At 43.1% G+C, this 17,496-nt stretch carries 10 protein-coding genes; 8 read left to right on the forward strand and 2 right to left on the reverse strand.

The genetic code is table 11. The features are described 5' to 3' along the window. The first annotated feature begins 76 nt into the window (after nucleotides 1-76). The 4 genes from EML15_RS04900 to cas5e are packed head-to-tail and all read left to right on the forward strand — an operon-like array spanning nucleotide 77 to nucleotide 4,125. Complete coding sequence (locus tag EML15_RS04900; protein WP_144273737.1) at nucleotides 77-1,657, forward strand: type I-E CRISPR-associated protein Cse1/CasA; 1,581 nt, start codon at nucleotides 77-79, stop codon at nucleotides 1,655-1,657. Further along, on the forward strand, nucleotides 1,650-2,240 hold the full coding sequence (locus tag EML15_RS04905; protein WP_144273738.1) for a type I-E CRISPR-associated protein Cse2/CasB: 591 nt from the start codon (nucleotides 1,650-1,652) through the stop codon (nucleotides 2,238-2,240). Before EML15_RS04900 ends, EML15_RS04905 begins: the two co-directional genes overlap by 8 nt. 18 nt (nucleotides 2,241-2,258) lie before the next feature. After that, complete coding sequence (cas7e, locus tag EML15_RS04910; RefSeq protein WP_144273739.1) at nucleotides 2,259-3,338, forward strand: type I-E CRISPR-associated protein Cas7/Cse4/CasC; 1,080 nt, start codon at nucleotides 2,259-2,261, stop codon at nucleotides 3,336-3,338. A 16-nt stretch (nucleotides 3,339-3,354) separates the two neighbouring features. After that, nucleotides 3,355-4,125: a type I-E CRISPR-associated protein Cas5/CasD gene (gene cas5e, locus EML15_RS04915; RefSeq protein WP_144273740.1), complete on the forward strand. Its 771-nt coding sequence runs from the start codon at nucleotides 3,355-3,357 to the stop codon at nucleotides 4,123-4,125. Between the two features lie 435 nt (nucleotides 4,126-4,560). Here the strand turns inward: cas5e and EML15_RS04925 are convergent, their stop codons facing one another. Beyond that, complete coding sequence (locus EML15_RS04925) at nucleotides 4,561-4,869, reverse strand: hypothetical protein (RefSeq protein WP_144273741.1); 309 nt, start codon at nucleotides 4,867-4,869, stop codon at nucleotides 4,561-4,563. 713 nt (nucleotides 4,870-5,582) lie between these two features. Here EML15_RS04925 and EML15_RS04935 point away from each other — a divergent pair. Beyond that, the gene (locus EML15_RS04935) at nucleotides 5,583-7,469 is read left to right on the forward strand and encodes an AAA family ATPase (RefSeq protein WP_144273742.1); all 1,887 of its coding nucleotides are present in this window, start codon (nucleotides 5,583-5,585) and stop codon (nucleotides 7,467-7,469) included. Between the two features lie 1,351 nt (nucleotides 7,470-8,820). Here the strand turns inward: EML15_RS04935 and EML15_RS04940 are convergent. Then, complete coding sequence (locus tag EML15_RS04940) at nucleotides 8,821-9,213, reverse strand: hypothetical protein (protein ID WP_144273743.1); 393 nt, start codon at nucleotides 9,211-9,213, stop codon at nucleotides 8,821-8,823. 473 nt (nucleotides 9,214-9,686) lie between these two features. Between EML15_RS04940 and EML15_RS04945 the strand changes: the two genes are divergently transcribed. Genes EML15_RS04945 through EML15_RS04955 form a run of 3 tightly spaced genes read left to right on the forward strand, consistent with a single transcriptional unit; the run spans nucleotide 9,687 to nucleotide 17,442 of the window. Then, on the forward strand, nucleotides 9,687-11,645 hold the full coding sequence (locus EML15_RS04945) for a site-specific DNA-methyltransferase (RefSeq protein WP_210471994.1): 1,959 nt from the start codon (nucleotides 9,687-9,689) through the stop codon (nucleotides 11,643-11,645). Nucleotides 11,646-11,656: 11 nt separating this feature from the next. Further along, a complete protein-coding gene (locus EML15_RS04950) occupies nucleotides 11,657-14,599 on the forward strand; it encodes a DEAD/DEAH box helicase family protein (protein WP_144273744.1) in 2,943 nt (980 codons plus the stop codon). Beyond that, nucleotides 14,596-17,442, forward strand: a complete 2,847-nt coding sequence (locus EML15_RS04955) for an SNF2-related protein (RefSeq protein WP_144273745.1) — start codon at nucleotides 14,596-14,598, stop codon at nucleotides 17,440-17,442. The genes EML15_RS04950 and EML15_RS04955 overlap by 4 nt, the downstream gene beginning before the upstream one ends. Nucleotides 17,443-17,496 lie beyond the last annotated feature (54 nt).

Raw genomic sequence — 17,496 nt, forward strand, 5'->3', positions numbered from 1 at the left:
GTACTCTTGACTATACTATGGAAGACAGTTAATTTCGACGGTATTTTATTCTTTATTTGACTGTGTGAGGTGAGCTATGCGATGTAATGTCTTGACCGACATTGTATTGGTTCGTACAACAAAAGGAGAGCTAAGTGTCGCTGATTTTTTGCTCTCTGCGCATCGCAAAGAAAGTGCATTAGACAGGCAGATTCCTGCTTATGAGTATGGGGCATTGTGGCGTTTCCTGTGTTCGTTGGTGGCTGTCGCAGTGCAACTTGATCCAGAATTACCTAAACGCGTGAGGGAGAAAACGGGGGAAGGGATCTCTCCAGCTCTCTTAGAGCAAGTGATTGAGCGGTTAGGTACCGCAATAGATCTCTATGATGATGAGCAACCTTTTTTCCAACGCCCAGTTCTACCGCCGAAAAATGCGAAAGACACAAGCCGCGATGTATCACCGGGTAAGAAACCGGCGTGGAAGTTATCGCCTACCGCTCCTAGTGAAACATCACAAACTTACTGGGATCTGGCGAAATTTAAGCCTGAATCTTTAGATACCGCTGAAGCTGTCCGTGCTCTCATGGTTTTTGCGATGTATTCTTTCACTGGGAATGCAAAATATGATGGTGCAAAATGTCTCAACGGTTCACCAGGCATACGCTTCTTGGGGGCGGGAAATACAGCAACCGAACTTCTTATTGATTCTGCTACGCCTTTAGAATCCATGCTGAAATCCATTCCTAAAACGTGGGTTAAGCCTGGTGGTTTGCCAGCATGGGCAGATCGCACAGGAACTCGATCTCGATTATCTGACGGCATGATGCATGAATTGTGGCGAGCTACCTGGAGTTCAAATACTTCCGCTTGTTGTTGGGAGGACGGAAAATTACTCGGGGTAGGGCCTGGTGGAATCCCAGAAGAATGGTTTGCACTAAAAGAAATGGGAACTACGTCGGACAGTCGCAAATCATGGTGGGATCAACGTAATACAACCGATCCATTTTATCTTTATAAGCCTGACAAACAAGGTGTCCTGAAGGCACAGCGCATGGATTTGAGTAAGGATTCTACGGAGCTAGCAGTGGAATGGGCTCATGAAGGAATTACGGACATGGTTAGCGATTCAGTCTCAGGGCGTGTGCTTACTCCGGATTTCACTGAGGACTCCATTGTTTTTCTCCGGCATCAAATAGCGGGTAATGCTTCTTCCGCGATGATTCGTGAATCTGTTATCACTCAGACAGACCGGACTCGTTGGTGTTTCGACCCAGAAGGAGACATTCTAGATGCCATTCGTGGTGAGGCAGATTTTCTCCTGCAATTGCGCAATATCATTCGGGCACCTTTCCGTCGTTCTAACTCACATGATCTTGAGCGAAGCAATGTAGTTCTCGATGATTTAGAGTCCCTGAGACCTGTGGTTAATGAAATGTTTTGGCGCCGTATAGATCCGATATATCAGAACATGGTGCGGACACTTAATGAGCAAGATGATCCTGAAGAAACCATTATTAAGCTTCGTCAAGAAGCCTGTGATACTGCTGTATTGGTCTTTCGAGATGTTTTAAACCCATATCTCATGCAAAATCCACGTAGGAATTTTCAAGCCCAACGACAAGTGAAATATAGAGTAGATTATCTCTTGAAACAAAAGGGGGAGGATAACAATGACTGATACGAAACTTCCTTGGGAGCCTCTCATCGGGGAGATTGTGCCCGTGTTCCATGACAGATCGAATCCTCGTATGCGTTCTGCATTACGGGCGGGAGGAGTTGAACATACTGAAACCCGAGCATATCCATATGTGCTCCCATGCTTAGGAGCGCATCCTAGTGCCCAGCAACGAACTGCCCTGCTGCGGACAACTGCAATTATTGCGCACTATCCGGATCTCTTTTCTGTTGATTCTAAAAAAGAACGCTCAAGCGTCGGGAGTTTTCTTGCAACCGCAGCACGCAGTATGGGGAATGACCGTGACAACGCTGAACGGTTTATTGGCATCCGTATTTCTCAGCTGCATACACAGGATATTGAAGAAGCTACAGCAACATTCCGACGTCTCTTCGCCTTCTTAGATTCTGAAAGGAGCAAAGTACAGCTTAATGCGTGGAGCTTTGTGGAGCTCTTTTGGTACTGGGGAAACGGTTATTCAGAGCCTTCTGTTAACCATAGGCTAAAAGTCCTAAGAGATTTTTATATGTCAGAAAATTTCACACCAGTAGATCAATCCTCATCCAACGAACCATCAATCAACTAATAAGAAGGAGTTCTTATCATGAGTAATCACCTAACACTGCACATTGTTGCTTCTATTCCATTCTCAAACCTCAACCGAGATGATGCAGGTACCCCAAAGAACATACGACGAGGTGGTGTGACATGCGCATTGCTTAGTTCTCAATCAATCAAACGAGGAATTAGAACTAAGTATGAAACAGCATCTTCAGATTTCTCAGTGCGTTCTGGTGGATTAGTGGATGAAGTTGTACATCGTGCTTTAGAAATTGCGCCGGAAGCTGATAAAAAAACACTCAAAAAAGAGGCCAAAAAGCTTATTGGTACCTTGACTAAAATTTCTGCTGGTGACTCTGATAACGATTCTTCGGCACGAGAGTCTGATCGTTCGATATGGCTTAGCCAAGAAGAATTGGAGGTCGCTGCAGCTCAAGTAGCAGGTACTTCCTCTGAAGAAAACTTTATTGAAGACGGGAAAACTGGTTCTTTGGCAGTTGCTGCTTTCGGACGAATGTTTGCAGCAGCTCCTCAAAAAGGCACAGAAGCAGCACTGAGCGTTTCACCAGCAGTCACTACGCATGGAGTTCAGATCGCTACAGATTACTTTTCTACCGTTGATGACCTTCGTGAAGAACGCAAAGAAACAGGAGCAACTTATCTTGGCGTTGCCCAGTACACCAATGGTGTTTTTTACCGCACTATAACCATTGATAAGGAGCAATTACGTTCTAGTTGGACAGGCTTTGACCATTCTGGCTCTGAGGAAAATCTACGTCATCTTATCGACGCAATTATTTACGGCTTACCACGCGGTAAACAGCATTCAACTGCACCTTTTGTCCAGCCCGCTGTCATTCTTGCAGAAGAACAACGCTACCGCTGTGCGTATGATTTCGAGAGGCCTGTACAGGCGGATAGTAATCATGGTGGATATCTGGATCCTACAATTACAGAGCTTGATAGTCAGTACAAAGCTGCTCGCAAATTTGATGCAGAAAACTTCGGTGATACACAGTATGTCACCGGTACCTTCCCAGACTTAGAGAAGTATTTTGCTGAAGCCCAGCATGGCTCTAAAGAGGATCTCATTGATGCAGTAATTGCATGGATTAAAGCCTAACCGTAGGTAAGACATCATGAAATCTACTTACATACGCTTAGCAGGTCCATTGCAATCCTGGGCCTTGCCGTCGGTGACGGGTAATTTTGTTCGGAGTCAGCACGTTCCTCGAATAAGTGCCTTGCAAGGTCTAGTGGCGGGTGCTCATGGTTTTATTCGAGGACAATGGCCAGAGTGGATATACCAATTATCCTTTGACGTTCGTGTTGATCGTCGGGGGCATATGGTCGATGATTTTCACACCATTACTCCACATGAGGATGAAAGACAGTTTAGGTCACGTCTTTTATCGGCTATGGGGAAACGTCCTAACGATAAGATGCTTAAGCTTACGCCAGATGCACAAAAAGGCACCTCAATTGTGCGTCGAACCTATTTAGCCGATGCTGAATTTCTTGTTCGTATTACGCCTTCTGCTGACGCACCGTCTCTCGATTTCTTGAATTCGCCAGTGTTCAGTACCTATCTGGGGCGTAAGGCATTTGCTCCATCCTTTCCTTTTTATTTAGGGGAGGGGGATGCGGAGCTATTGAACCTGATTCCAAAGTATGTTCCAAAGTCTTCTGGTGCGCATGGTCTAACTAGCGGTTCGACTTTTCTGCATGAACTTCGTGCGGATAGCAGTGAAGATAATGAAAACTTGAGTTTTACCAAAAAGATCACTGTGCCAGTAGAGACTACTCGCAGTGCTTGGTTGGAGAAAACGGCTGAGTTGTTTGGGGCTGGGAATGAGGTGGTAACTGTCACCAGAGTGGATTTCTGGGATAACACAACTTCCTTAACCTGAGGCTAAACTGAGTCTTGGTACTCTCAGTAGAGTTTCTTGTGGATAGTAGTCTGGGAACGAGATCCGGTATATTGTCAATCTTTCAACTCTGATTTCTGTAAAGTTTTTTCTTTACTTCTTGCTTCGGCAATTAAGGGATTAGTGCACTGCAATGCACTCACCAATAAGTTCTACGATTATATGTAGAGTGTTAAGTCGCTTGGTGGTTTCATGGGGATATACGGAATTCGCATTAATGATGCCGATTCCGATTATTGCGTGTTTGGGAAACCTTGGCTCTGGTGGGGACAAGTGCTTAGAAAATAATCTAGGTTGCTTGTGATTCCCATGCGTTGTAGGTTTGCCCTAAGTCATTGCGCCATTCTGTACGGCCATTGGTGGATCTACCCAGGGCAATGTTGGAAGCCCCAGATGGTGAATTAAAAGGTATGTCAGTTACAGTTGCAGTTCCAGTTTGAGATCAAGAATTAGTGACCCTTCACTGAGTAGTTTTTGCTGTATAGATTTGATTCTCTCTGCTGTGTAGCTGGAGGAATCCGTATTGCTAGTGAGAGTGCATTCAGCCGCTACCTTCGACCCCTCTAACAAGAAGAACTCGCCATCTATAACTTTGAGTTTCGTATCAATCCCCTGGTTAAGATGTGTGATAGAGAATAATGGGGCATCGGTAATAACTGTTTGTATATGTGGATCTTCACTATAAGCAGAGCGGAGGATAGAAACATCAAGCAGTGGCAATACCATTTCCACATGGTCAATGAACTCTTCAACAGTAGTTTGTTGTGACTCAGAGAGTTTACGTCCCCGAGGAGTGTTTTATTTTCATCCAGAGAACAACGCCCTGCTCTTTGTGCCAATTCGAGGAGCTTTGTTTCCATGTAACCCCAGTGGCCTTCATTGAAAGAATGATGCAAGCTGGAAATAATCACAACACGTTCCCACTGTGCTTTATTTTGTGATGTTCACTGAGGCGGTTGACGAAATTCTCGGTTCTTCCGATATAGCACCAGGTAGAATTGATTGCTCGAGAATCCTCGCTAAGGAGTATGTAAACTCCATTGGTATTAGCCTCTTTCTCTGGAAAAGGAGTTTAAGTTCCTTACGTGAGCCGGCCACAAGTTTGCCTGTCCAACCAGAAACCTCAGCAGTAATTATTCCGCCAGAGTACCATCTACTAAGAATAAATCAATAGATTCGCCCTTCATGGAAGATTTTCCTTTCCATAATTATTTAATGGAAGATGGAGTCGTAGTAATTCATCAATAAAAAATGACCAGCTTTTTGAGAACTACATCATCGCAATTAACGAGGGGATAATATTTAATCCCATTTAAACTAACGGATATAAAGCTTACAGCGATAAAAGATTAGAGAGCGGTAGATAACAAGTAGTTTCTTGAGTTCTTCTACATAAATTTCATCCAAATGTACTTCAGAGTTATGGAAAGGAAACCTAAGTGCGAATACAGAAGGTAGAAATAAAAAATTTTCGTGCTTTGCGTGATGTGAGAGTAGACTTTTCGGAAGTGACCACTTTTGTTGGCCCTAATGGTGTAGGTAAATCTACAGTTCTTAAAGCTTTGGATTGGTTTTTTAATGGGAAAAAAGATGAATTAACTGAGTCGGATTGTTCATATGGAAACACTTTTGAACCTATTTCTGTCCAAGTAACTTTTAATGATTTAAGTGATGCTGATCGTGAAGTTCTTGGTGAATATGTAACTGAAGATTCTGAGACTTTTACTGCAATGAAAGAGTGGTATGTCGGCGGTAAAGAGTCGATGTCAGCTAATGCTTTGAGCTTTCCTGATTTTACAGAAATACGTTTGGCTAAAGCAGCTTCTGATAAAAAGCGTCTGTATAATGATCTGCGAGAAGAAAAACCAGAATTAGGTCTCCCCGAAGCTAAGACGGGTGCTGCTATAGAGCGATCTATGCTCGAATGGGAGTCGTCAAATACTGACGAGCTGGAAAGTTCTCCAACTGAATTACAAACGAATTTCTTTGGTTTTAATAGTCAATCGGTAATGAACGGTTTGTTCGATTTTGTCCTTGTTACGGCTGATTTGCGTGCTGGAGAGGAGACAACTGATGGTAAATCTAGCATCATCGGAAAAATTTTAGAAAAAACTGTAGATCGTTCTGCTGCGGATGACGAGATGTATAAGATATCTGAAGAATATCGTCAACGCCAACAAAAAGTTTTCGATGAGGCTTTCGGAAAGCAACTAAAAGATTTAGATAAGAAATTAAATGATACTGTTGGTATGTATGCAAAGGGGAAACAAATATCAGTTAAAGCTGAAGAACTTGATGCTAAGATTCCCAAAACAACATTTGGTGTATCGATCTTAGATAGTGATTTAGAAACTGAGATCGAACGTCAAGGACATGGATTCCAAAGAACTCTTCTAATTTCTGCATTACAAGTACTTGCAGAATCCAATGAATCTTCGGATCCAGGTGTTATTTGTTTAGCGATAGAAGAACCAGAGCTCTATCAGCATCCGATCCAAGAGAGAGTTTTTGCAAAAGTACTTCGAGAGTTAGCCTCTAATCCTGAAAGAGGAATACAAGTTACCTATGCAACCCATAGTCCTTCTTTTATAGAATCGAAACATTTTGATCAGATTCGACGTATTGTAAAGCATGATGATCAAAAGGGCGTTCAAATTTTTTCCACAAGTCGTGAAGAGATCAAGGAAAAACTTACAGCGTTTGTGAAACCAAGTACAGTCGTTTCGCAATTGGGAAATATGGCTCGTGGAACTCTATCGTCTGCCATATTCGCGAATTATACATTGCTTGTTGAAGGTACTTCTGAGGTTGCAATTTTCTATGGAATCGGGGATCGTGAGAGGCTTGGGTACCTTGAAGCATCTGGGCTGGAAATAGTTCCAGTGGGTTCCAAAACGAATTTTTTTCTTTCTCACGCCATTCTTTCTGGTCTTGGAATTCATGCGTATGTTTTATTCGATGGTGATGCTGGTGGTGAAGAAAGACAAAAATCAAATGGGCAGTCTGATAGCCAGATCAGTAAATCTCAAGAGGACAGGATTAAACTAAACAGGAAATTATTGAAGTACTTTTCTTTACCTGAAAAGGATTTTCCTGATCAGAATATTTCGGAGCGAGTCGCTGTATTTCGTGATCATCTTGAAACATTTTTATCAGAAGAATGGCCAGAATGGCATGAAATGCGTACTCGATTTGAATCAGAGCATAATATAAATTTTAAGAAAAATCATGATGGTTATCGTTTGGTTACATTACGAACTGAGAAAGAACCTCCAGATTTTTTAAACCAAGTCATCGATAGGGCGCTTGGTAAAACCGTGAATTAATTATGTTTCTTAGAAAAAGCATTCTATGTTTGATTACTGTTGCGGATGATAAGTCCTGTATAGGATGGAAGATTTCTATAGTCTTCCGAGTTACAAATTTGTTGCTTGCTTTCGGTGCGATTAATGCTGTTTTGTTGTGGACGGAGAAAGCCAACCGCAAGCAAGAGCACCAGGTATGCTCATCAGTAAAGTTTTCATAGAACGGATATTATTGGGTACGATTCTTTTGATAATCAGATGAATCTGCAACTTGCTGTGGTGTGGAGTCATCAGCTGTCACTATCCTAAACTTTAATCAGATGAGTAACTATCTGTTGTCGTTTTTAGCCTGAAAGATTGTGTTTGTATGTTGCACATAAAGCAACATGAGTCTGCTCAGTCCTCTTGTGTAGACCAATGAATTGGGTAGAACGTCGGTCCATTATTCTGCTCGCTTGTTTCTGATGGACTTGTGTAGCACTTTCGACTTTTCGAAGCTTCTCTCATGTTTTGTGGTATGACCTTCTATACAGTTTTGTTTTTGTGAAATCGTTAGTGCTGGTGCGGGAACAGAAAGTCTTCAAGCATTTCCCATGTACCTTCATCCTCTACTTATGTGAAGCGAATTGTTCTTAGTCTATCCTCAAATTACGATGCGCTTTATGATAAAAGGACATGGACAGAGTTGCGACTGTTTATTTATTCCCAGGAGGCTCTCGTGAATGGCATAAACGGTGCGATACATGTTCTAATTCTAAGATTAAACTTGAAAACAAAAGTTAAAATTGTTCTAGAGTCAGGTGCCGACACAGACCAGTAATAGGGAAGTAGTGTATTGGAAAAACCTGTTCCACGAAGATTGGCATTTGATTACAAAAACTATTTTAACAGCAAAAACGAAAACAAAAAATGTGTTCCCAACACAAAAAATTCTAGAGGCGTTCGTATATAAGACGAGAAAAGCGGCGCCAAGTCTGCTTTGTTCGGAAAATGGGCATACTAAAACACACGACCCAGTCCTTTAGGGGTCGGGTTTCCGTAATTTTATGTTTTTGCCGTTAAACAGCAAAAACCGGTGAAAGATATTACTGGTTGCCTAGTCAGCGCCAATTTTTATGTATGTTGGGCACTACGTTCTTGTAGTGCAGTTATAACACAGCAATGAGCTTGGCTACTCATTGCTGGCATCGTGTCACCATTTCATGGTGTCGCGGGTGCTGCTATAAGTGTCATGAGGGTCGGCAGGCAATAATTCCCGTCCACTACTTGCGTCCATTTTGTACCACTTATGCCACGCTAGATAGTGCTCTAAGTACTTTGTGGCAACGTCATTATAGGCGTCCATGATTTTTTGAGCGAAGAATGAATCCCATTAATTCTCATCAGGGAGCCACTGTTTTGTTTGCCACGAATGATAGTATGATTTACGCCTAGTTGTGTGAAAGCCCGAGGGTAGGCGCGCTTTATCGGAAACAAACCGCGCCCCAGGTTCCATAGCACCCAACAAAGCTACCCGCATATCATCGGTAGCAGAATCACAGCTCACGATCTGATAAAACCCCTCATTTTCACTGGTGACAGCAGAAAAAGCAGATATTTTCTCCTGCTTGAACCGCATTTTTCCTACCGCTTTTTGGCACTGAAACGGTAGTTCTGTGTCCTTTTGTGAGAACGCAAAAAACGTTTCATCGCACCACGCCATGCTGTTCTCACCAAAATGCACCTGCTGTGATTGACGTATGACTTCTAAAATTCTATGTATCATAAAAACGCTGTATTCAGGTTAATGCCATACTTATACGTGGTGCGACGCAATGTTAAACGGTCGATCAAACACTCAACAAAACGCGACCCCATACGCTATAGCTGAGCTTGCTTGTGCAATGAGGGCAGGAGCGTTATTGGAAACGCGTATTATCGCCAGCATCCTCCAAAGCAATCGTAATCCTCGGAGTGCAATACGGTGAGTACGAGTATGCTCTCGTAATCGGTTGTATCCCTGGAATAGTTACATGATTTGCTGCTGGTCACGATAATTGTACATTTTGTTGACCGCGTATGCTGTAGGCTACGACAATTGGACACCACTGAGAGCGATTGGTGGATGATTTTGTTTTTTTACTCATCTTCCATAGAAATAACTTAAGGCACAGGGTACATTAAAAGTAGGCTGTACCATGTGAGAATCACTTAGGGCTGTCGATAAGTTCCAGTTCCGTCATTAGTAAAGGTGACCAGATGTCAGAAGAAGAGTTCAATATCCCAAGTTCTAGCCCAAATTTCCGCACTGAGCTTGCTCAAAAGCTCGCAGAACTAGCTCCTGAGGTTATTGCTGATGGGAAACTGGATATCAATAAACTTGCCGAGCTTCTCGATGATGATGCAGGTTCCACTAAAGAGAGGTTCGGTCTAGTATGGCCTGGTAAGCGTGATGCTCAGCGAATCGCTCAAATGCCAACGACGGCAACCCTCCTACCGGATCATGGAAGTTCTGTTGATTGGGACACAACCCAGAATGTGTTCATCGAGGGAGACAATCTTGAAGTTCTGAAAATCCTGCAGAAACATTACTACGGCAAGATTAAGATGATCTACATAGATCCCCCTTATAACACAGGCAAGGACTTTGTTTACAAAGATAATTTCCGCGACGGAGTTAACGGTTATCTCGAGTGGACGGAGCAGACTATCGGGGGGGGGCATTTATCCAGCAACGTAGAATCAGGCGGACGCTATCACTCCAACTGGCTCAACATGATGTATCCACGGTTGAAGCTGGCGCGTAACCTACTAGCTGAAGATGGCGTCATCTGTATCTCAATTGATGACGGTGAACAGTCTAGGCTTCGTGAAGTCTGTGATGAGATTTTCGGAGAAGTATGCTATGTCAGCACATTTGCCATCGACAAAACCGCACAAGGCGCCAACCAAAGTCTTACGTTCAAGCAACAACATGAATATATGTTAATGTATGTTCGAAAATACTTTAGGTCTGTCAACTCTGAGGTTCAAACTAAGATCGATGAGAAAAAGTATAAGTTTAAAGATTCTCAGGGCTTTTATGCAGTTACAAATTCGTTTGACTCAATCAATTCTCCCTTGAGCGCGAATCGAAATCGTGGATACACCGTCTACTATAATGTGCACACGAAAGAAGCGATTATACGTGACGAGTACGACCCCAATACTGGCACGTTTGGCGAGGTTAATCAGGAACTCATTAGTGATGGGTTTGAGCCAATTCGCCCTGGTATCAGAAATGGCGTCCAGTATCCTTGGAACTGGACGGCTTCTCGGTTTCTTGATGAGTATAGAAATGAGTTAGTGTTCAAGCGCAACCGCGAGGGAAAATTAGCGATTTATCATAAAAATAGAGCCACAGGTCTAGTCAAGGATACGACACTAAAGAAGTTCGACACGAGAGTGAGTGGGAACCTCTTAGTTGCCAACCTTCTTGGAGGTAAGTACTTCGACTATCCGAAATCCCTTGAGATGCTTCGCTGGGTCTTGACTAAGCAAAATGAAAAGGACGGTATAGTCCTCGACTTTTTTAGTGGTTCCGGTACTACCGCACATGCAGTCATGAAATTGAACGCAGAGGATGGCGGAAACCGCCACTGTATATCGGTGCAATTGCCTGAACCAACAGATGAAAAATCCGAGGCTCGTAAAGCGGGTTACAAGACAATTTCGGAGATTTCCCGTGAACGTATCCGTCGTGCTGGAGCAAAAATTCTTGAGGCTGAAAAACAAAAACTTGATGGCCGTAAAGACCTTGATGTGGGATTCCGATCTTATAAACTTGCAGACACCAATTTCTCTAAATGGCAAGTAAAAGCCGACGTTAGCGAAGAAGAACTTGAAGACCTCTTCAACTCTGCCCGTGACTCAGCCGAAGATAACGCATCACCAGAAGACCTATTCATCGAATCCATACTCAAACTTGGATTATCGTTAACAGAGCACTACGAACAAACTGATATTGCCGGTTTGACAGTATTCAACATAGAAAATGGACTCGTAATCGGCTACTTCAATGAGCATGTGAAGCCAACCCTAGAACAACTACGTGAATTGGTAAACGCAACTGAAGCACGGTTGATCATACTCGAAGATGCCTTCCAAGGAGACGACGAGCTAAAGACAAACCTCGTCCAACTATGCAAGACATACAACGTTGATCTATCAATCGCATAAGGATCGCTGCCATGAAGTTTATTTTTGATGATAAGCAAAGCTACCAACTTGAAGCGATCAACGCAGTTGCTGATCTATTCCAAGGGCAACCTCAAGACGCCGATGTTTTACGCACAATCTTATGGCGCGAAACAGACGAGCAACCACGTCTGGATGTGGATATCGTAAACGAAATCGGGGCAGTTGGTAACAACCTACTCCTCAACGAAGCAACAATCCTCGAAAACCTCCGCCATATACAGGATCGCAACGGTCTTGAAGCAGCCATCAACCTACTAGATGGGCTCCAATTCGACGTAGAAATGGAGACCGGAACAGGAAAAACTTACGTCTATCTCCGCACCATTTTCGAACTCGCGAAACGCTACTCATTTCGCAAATTCATCATCCTGGTTCCATCGGTAGCCATCCGTGAAGGAGTCAATACCTCCATCTCGCTCATGCGAGAACATTTCCGCTCACTATATCCAGAACAACCTTTCGACTCTTTTGTCTACTCAGGTAAAACACCTGAAGATGTTCGTTCCTTTGCGACATCAACAGGTGTGCAAATCATGATTATGACAATTGACTCAATCAGAGGCGATTCCAATAACCGAATTATTCATCAACAACGGGACCGTCTTAATGGACTCAAACCAATAGATTTCCTGAAGTCTGTGCATCCAATAGTAATTATGGATGAGCCACAGAACATGGAATCCTTACTGTCACAGTCTGCAGTAGATGAGCTAAACCCCCTGTGCACTTTACGATACTCAGCTACCCACCGTAAAACTCGAAACACTGTTTATCGTCTTGACCCAGTAGACGCACATGAACTTGGTCTAGTGAAACAAATTGTGGTTGCTGAAACCGTTCAAGAAGGTGAATCCTCTACTCCATACATCAAGTTACATGGAGTAAAGAATAAGCCCACTTTTCAAGCACAAATAGAACTCATCGCATACGCTAAGGACGGTTCATTAAAGCGTACGAAGAAATGGGTGAAACCCGGAGTTGATCTTGCAGAACTTACCCGAAATGAAGCGTATTCAGGTAACTGGCGGATCGATGAAATCAGCATTGTTCCCGAATATATCACCCTGACCAACCATAACCAGCCTCTTTATGTAGGAGAAGAAATCGGTGGAGCCTCAAAGGACATCTACCAAGAAATGATTCGTGAAACTATCCGAGAACATTTGCGTAAAGCCGCACAAGTCAACAAAGAAGGCATCAAAGTTCTCTCACTATTCTTCATTGATAAAGTTGCGCATTATCTCGGTGATGGCTCCAATAACACAGATGCCAACGGCGAATTTGCCATGTGGTTTGACAAGATTCTTGATGAAGAGCGGGCAAAAAATTCTGCATGGACTGAGACAATACCCGGGGAAGCGCAAGATTTACGTTCAGGCTATTTCGCGCAGACATCCACAGGACGAGGAACTAACAAAACGGTTACTTTCGTCGATTCTTCAGAAAAAAACAATAAAAAAGATGATGATGCTTATGAGCTGATTATGAAAGATAAAGCTCGGTTGCTGTCCATGGAAGAACCAGTGCAATTCATTTTCTCACATTCAGCGCTTCGTGAAGGCTGGGATAATCCAAACGTATTCCAGATCTGCACATTGCGCGAGATGAATGGAGAAACTGAACGGCGTCAAACTATCGGACGTGGTTTACGCTTACCCGTTAATCAATCTGGTGAACGTTTGAGTGATAGAGGATTAGCACAATTAACTGTGGTGGCAAATGAGTCCTATAGTGATTTTGCTAAGGGACTGCAAGCTGAATATAAAAAAGCTAATGTTGCAATTGGTTATGTAAACGAGGGATACTTTGCGAAAATTATGGTTGATAAGGATGGGATAGAAACCGCTCTCGGCTTTAGTGGTTCCCAAAAAATCCATCAGCATCTCACCAAGGCTGGTTTTATAGACGAAAAAGGTGTAGTACAGCCTTCTTTCCAACCTACGATACCTGGGTTCTCATTGCAGCTTCCCGAACCATATGGAGAAATCGAAAACGAAGTCATTAATCAGATGATCAAATGCACTTCTGAACTTACTAAACGAAAGACGAAACGGGTTACACGCAAACTCAATAAAGAAATCTACTTGGATCCTGAATTTGAACATTTTTGGGAAAAAATTACAGCCCGCACTACGTATCGAGTAAGTCTCAATCGAGAAGAGATGATCGCTACTACAGCTAATGCGATCAAAGCTGCTCCAGAAATTCTACCGATTCGTATTCGCATAACTCGAGCCGGAATGAAGATTACACGAGGAGGCTCAAAAGCCTATGAACAGGCAACACGTTCTACAGAACTGGCATCTGACTATCTTCTTCCAGATATAGTTACGCATCTCCAAGAATCCACTTCACTCACCAGAAAGACCATCATCGATATTTTGCTTCGTTCTGGACGCTTGAAAGATTTCCTTTCTAACCCAAATGATTTTACAACAATGGTAAGGAACACGATTAAGACATACTTATCGTCGATCCTCGTTGACGGCGTCCAATACGAAAAAATACAAGGGTCGATCTATGAATTACGTGAGTTACAGGCAGACGGTAAAGCAGAAAAAGATAGATTCATCGACCAATTATACAAGGTGAAAAACACCCAGAAAACCGACTTTGATTACGTGGTTTATGACTCAGATGTAGAACGTAAATTCGCTGAATACTTAGATAATCAGGAAAATATCAAACTGTTCCTGAAACTTCCTGATAAGTTCCAGATTGATACCCCAGTTGGTCCTTATAACCCAGATTGGGCAATCGTCAAGAATGAAGACGGTGAAGAACGTCTCTACATGATTTGTGAGACAAAAGGTTCACTTGACCCAATGAAACGTCGACCAAGTGAGAACGCAAAAATTAACTCCGCGCAAAAACACTTCAAAGCAATCGGAGTGGAATATACAGTCAGAGCCCCAGAAAGATTAGAAGTATGAGTCTTAACCAATATTCAGCAAAATACTATGCACATGAGCTTGCGCGTTCCTACGCCTCTGATCATGTTGGAAAACTTGCAGGATTACTATTTGATGCCAAGGTTGAGCCTAAACCTCATCAGATTGATGCTGCACTTTTCGCACTCAAGGCTACCACACTTCCTGGCGTGATTATGGCAGATGAAGTCGGTTTAGGTAAGACAATAGAAGCAGGCATCGTCATGTCCCAATATTGGGCGGAACGTAAACGTCGAATTCTTATCATAGCCCCTTCATCATTACGTCAGCAGTGGAAACAGGAGCTGGGAGAAAAGTTTGCATTACCTGCAAATCTATTGGACAGTACTACAAAAGATACTTTGCTAAGTGCCAATAGCGCTCCAGGAGTGGTGATCTGTTCTTACGAGTTTGCGCAACGCAATGTTGTCCTGTTGAGCAGACAATGGGATCTAGTAGTAGCGGACGAAGCCCATAGACTCCGCTCATATTGGTCGGGAAAAGCAAAGATTGCTGGCGCCGTCGCAGAAATCATGTCTGGTGCCACCAAGAAAATCCTGCTTACTGCGACTCCACTACAGAACCATCTACAGGAACTTTATGGACTCGTCGCAGTGCTCGATCCTGATTTCTTTGGCTCACTAAATTCATTTCAGGCTCGTTATATTAATAAGGGAGACGAATATGACAGTGATGATTTGACTGATCGAGTGAAAATGATCGCTAAGCGGACATTGCGCAAAGATGCAAACCGCTATATTCGTTTCACTAATCGCGAACCACTAACGGTTTCTTTCACTCCCTCATCTGAGGAACAGAAGCTTTACACACTGGTCAATGATTATCTCCAACGCAAAAACTTGTATGCTTTTGCGAAATCCCAACGTCAACTCACAACTCTTATTATCCGTAAACGTCTAGGTTCCTCTACCTATGCAGTCGCAGCCACACTAGAAAACATTGCCAACCGACTTGCTGATGAAATAGCCATGGGCAAAGTTCGTGATAATCGTGGTGGTCTTATTGACCAAGATTTAACAGCAGAGGAACTTGAAGATGCAACCAATAACAAGATCGACGAAACTGGTGTAGTTCTGGATAAAAAAGCCGAAGCAAAAGCAGAACTTGAAGAACTACGTGGTTATGTAGAATTAGCTCGCTCAATTACGGTCAATCAGAAAAGTATTGCTCTCGTAGAAGCACTCGAAAAAGGTTTTGCGAAGCTCAAGGAGGTTGGTGCACCTCAGAAAGCAATAATCTTTACTGATTCAACTAAGACTCAGGAATACATTGCGCGGACACTTGAGCAAGCTGGCTGGGGTGATGGACTTGTACTCTTTAACGGTACTAACAATAGTCCTGAAGCAACTCAGATTTACCAAGAGTGGATGCAACGTAATCAAGGATCTGATCTCATCACAGGAGTTGAAGCTGCCGACCGTCGTAAAGCCCTTGTTGACGCATTTCGAGAACGTGGCACGATTATGATCGCTACTGAAGCAGCAGCTGAAGGTATCAATCTACAGTTCTGTTCTATGCTCGTTAATTACGATCTACCGTGGAATCCTCAGCGTGTTGAGCAACGTATTGGACGTGTACACCGTTTCGGGCAAAAGTACAACGTCATCGTAGTGAATTTCTCAAACAAAGGAAACCCCGCTGAGGAACGTATCCTTGAACTCCTAACAGAAAAATTTAAGCTCTTCACCTCGGTATTTGGAGCATCTGACGAAATACTTGGCAATATTGAGGATGGCCTTGACTTTGAGAAAAGTATCGCGCAAATTCTCGATACTGCGAAAACTGCTGAAGAAATAGCAGAAGGTTTTGACAAACTTGAGGCACAGTACGCATCGGAAATTACGGAAGAAATGCAGCGCACTCGTAACCGTGTCTTCGATAATCTCGATCCAAGTGTGCATGACAAGCTCAAAAACTATGACGAACAAACAGGTGTTGTCCTCAATGCTTTTGAACGTCTTCTGCTTGCACTTACCACGTATGAACTCAATGATTACGCAGTGTTTAGTAATGGTGGCACACATTTCAAACTTTTATCTCAACCGGCCAGTGGCATACAGCTTGGAAACTATTTCTTTAAAAGCGCCCCAACACCAGGTGCGCATCAATATCGCTACAATTCAGCCCTTGCCGAATGGGTTATTGACACAGCTAAAAATCACTCTACGCCAGTAGCAGAACTGGAGTTTTCTTTAAGCTCATCTGAGCGAGTAGCTGCACCAATGCGTAATTTGAAGGGGAAGAGTGGGATACTCAGCGTAGACGAGGTAACTTTTACCCTTCTAGCCGGTATACAACCAACTGTTGAATCTTATCTACTCAGCGTAGGTATAACTGACGACGGAGAAAAACTCGACCATGAACAGGTAAGCCAACTCCTTGATCTCTCTGCTACTAGTATCACGCCATCAAATGTCTTGGATAGTGGCCAACTTGATGATCTTCTGAATGCACAGGAAAATACGGTTCGTAGTGATTTTGAGGAGCGAACTGCAAACTTCTATTTCGAGCAAGAATCTCTCCAACAAGCACATCGCCAAGATCTACGTGCTGAATTTGATGCCCGAATCCATGAATATCAAAAGAAAGAAAAAGCTGCGCGTATCGAATCCCGAAAAGAAACGGACGCGAAGAATAAGTTACGACTGCTCCAAGAAGCTAATAAGTGGCAGCGCAAAGCAGAAGAAGAGGAAGACACTTATCGACGTAAGCGTGATCAATTCGATAATCAATCGGAGGACTACTTAACACTCATCCAAGCTTCCCTAGAAGGGGAACGGGAGCGTAAAAAATTATTCACCATTCGATGGAAAATCGAAGAATAATTTAGAAGGATTATCTCCGCGAACAGCGAATAAGTACTCACCACTGTGCGGAAA

Source organism: Corynebacterium sp. sy017 (assembly GCF_017918135.1).
GTDB lineage: Bacteria > Actinomycetota > Actinomycetes > Mycobacteriales > Mycobacteriaceae > Corynebacterium.

What these genes read in the sequence shown, in the direction of transcription:
- EML15_RS04900 (WP_144273737.1), top strand. Translation starts at nt 77, where the DNA reads ATGCGATGTAATGTCTTGACCGACATTGTATTGGTTCGTACAACAAAA.
- EML15_RS04905 (WP_144273738.1), top strand. Translation starts at nt 1,650, where the DNA reads ATGACTGATACGAAACTTCCTTGGGAGCCTCTCATCGGGGAGATTGTG.
- cas7e (WP_144273739.1), top strand. Translation starts at nt 2,259, where the DNA reads ATGAGTAATCACCTAACACTGCACATTGTTGCTTCTATTCCATTCTCA.
- cas5e (WP_144273740.1), top strand. Translation starts at nt 3,355, where the DNA reads ATGAAATCTACTTACATACGCTTAGCAGGTCCATTGCAATCCTGGGCC.
- EML15_RS04925 (WP_144273741.1), bottom strand. Translation starts at nt 4,869, where the DNA reads ATGGTATTGCCACTGCTTGATGTTTCTATCCTCCGCTCTGCTTATAGT.
- EML15_RS04940 (WP_144273743.1), bottom strand. Translation starts at nt 9,213, where the DNA reads ATGATACATAGAATTTTAGAAGTCATACGTCAATCACAGCAGGTGCAT.
- EML15_RS04945 (WP_210471994.1), top strand. Translation starts at nt 9,687, where the DNA reads ATGTCAGAAGAAGAGTTCAATATCCCAAGTTCTAGCCCAAATTTCCGC.
- EML15_RS04950 (WP_144273744.1), top strand. Translation starts at nt 11,657, where the DNA reads ATGAAGTTTATTTTTGATGATAAGCAAAGCTACCAACTTGAAGCGATC.
- EML15_RS04955 (WP_144273745.1), top strand. Translation starts at nt 14,596, where the DNA reads ATGAGTCTTAACCAATATTCAGCAAAATACTATGCACATGAGCTTGCG.